Genomic DNA, 1,688 nt, shown 5'->3' on the forward strand with positions numbered 1-1,688 from the left:
ATCGCCGATGGTAGTGTGGGGTTTCCCCATGTGAGAGTAGGTCATCGTCAAGATTAAATTCCAAAACCCCAGTCTGCGCGGCAGACTGGGGTTTTGTCTTTTCTGGGTCTGTACTTTGCTGCAGACAAGCTGCAGAGATTGGTTGCGGTAGAGGCATGACATACGGTCACGCCCCGCCCGGGGCTGGTGCTCAGGTGAGCAGGTTGCGGACATTGCTCATGGCGTTATCGGCAAAGCCCTGTAGAAAGGCCTGGAACGCTGGTAGCGCTTCGGCACCACCTTCATGAGGCTCTGCCTGGATAGTCCAGGTCGCGCGACTGTGCTGCTCTCCCAGGGCCTCCACCTGCATGGCTGCCCAGAGGTTACCAATGTTCAGGCTGGTGTAGATCAGGCTCCAGGTCATGCACATTGCTTGGTCGTCGTGTGAGTTGAGTTGCTCGATGACCACATTACCGTCCTTGAACAGCTTCTTGCGTACGGATCGCACACCACTGCCGGTCATATCGATATGTGCCAGGGCAGGGATGAACACCGGGAAGCCGGCGAAGTTACCAACGATGTTCCAGACGCTGGTGGCGGCGGCGGGGATCTCGACGCTAGAAACAACGCGGCAGCCATCGGGATTGTGGATCAGGGTGTCAGGTTGCAGTTGCATGGTTGTGTACTCCTGTTTGGCTTGGGTGATTCAGATGAACTGGATGTCCTGGAGATAGCGGCAGCCGCGTTGCAGCAGCGCCGGGTTTTTTGCTGGGTAGCGCTCGCCCATGCGCCACACCCCTTCGCGGGCGTTGTCATGGTCGATGCGTGAGGTATCGCCGATGTCTTCCTCAAAACCGTTCAGGTAGAAGCCGAGCACCTCGAACAGCGCGTTGTCGCAGTCGACCCGCTGCAGTTGCTGCTGCCACTGCTCGACCTCGACCAGCTCAAAGGGCCGCCCAATGTCACGGAACGACGCGACATAGGCTTGCCAGCTCAGTGGCTCGGGGTTGTGCAGGTTGAACACCGCCTGTTCGGGTCGGTAGCGGCTGGTGTGGAAGGCGATAAAGCGAGAGAGGAAGTCCACTGGCATCAGGTCGAAGTTGAGCTCCAGTGCTGGCACCTGGCCCAGTTGCAACGACCCCTTGAGCATCAGCATCAAGCGATTCTTGTGTGGCTGGCAGACACCGTTACGGCTGTCGAAGGTGATGTTGCCCGGCCGGTACAGATTGACCCAGACACCCTGCGCCCGTGCCCGTTCCAGGATGCGCTCGCCGACCCACTTGCTCAGGTTGTAGCCGTTGCGGATGTAGATCGGTGGTGTCTGTGCAGGTGGTTGCTCAAGCACCTTCCCGTCATCGTCGATGGCACTGCACGCTGAGAGCGTTGAGACAAAGTTGAAGATCTTTTTTCGTTGCCCTTCGCACAAGCGCAGGCAGGCAAACAAGGGTTCGACGTTGTCTGCGGCCAGCGCCTGATAATCAAGCACATGGTTGACGTGCGCGCCGTTGTGGATCAAAGCGGCTCTTCGCATTTAAGGGTGTAGCTGATTTCTAAACCCTCCTGACTTCAGCAAGCACCTGGCTATGTAATTGGTTAAATTTCTAAAGCCCAAGGCGGTACCTCGTAAGTGCTCAAGTCGCCCGTTGATAGCTTCTGTTGGACCGTTGCTGGTTCCTGGCCGGTCGAAGTAGGCAAGGATGCTCTCAGCG

2 protein-coding genes and 1 pseudogene are annotated in these 1,688 nt (G+C 57.6%); all 3 read right to left on the reverse strand.

The features are described from left to right. Positions 1–190: 190 nt before the first annotated feature. The gene (locus EKA13_RS27065; RefSeq protein WP_065762018.1) at positions 191–655 is read right to left on the reverse strand and encodes an SRPBCC family protein; all 465 of its coding nucleotides are present in this window, start codon (positions 653–655) and stop codon (positions 191–193) included. A 30-nt stretch (positions 656–685) separates the two neighbouring features. Next, positions 686–1,498, reverse strand: a pseudogene (locus EKA13_RS27070) (thioester reductase domain-containing protein); the annotation flags it as partial. A gap of 12 nt (positions 1,499–1,510) precedes the next feature. Continuing rightward, the coding region (locus EKA13_RS27075) for a transposase (protein WP_141685661.1) at positions 1,511–1,688 on the reverse strand (178 nt) is incomplete at its 5' end.

Origin of the sequence: Pseudomonas defluvii, from assembly GCF_001695625.1 — a bacterium.
GTDB lineage: Bacteria > Pseudomonadota > Gammaproteobacteria > Pseudomonadales > Pseudomonadaceae > Aquipseudomonas > Aquipseudomonas defluvii.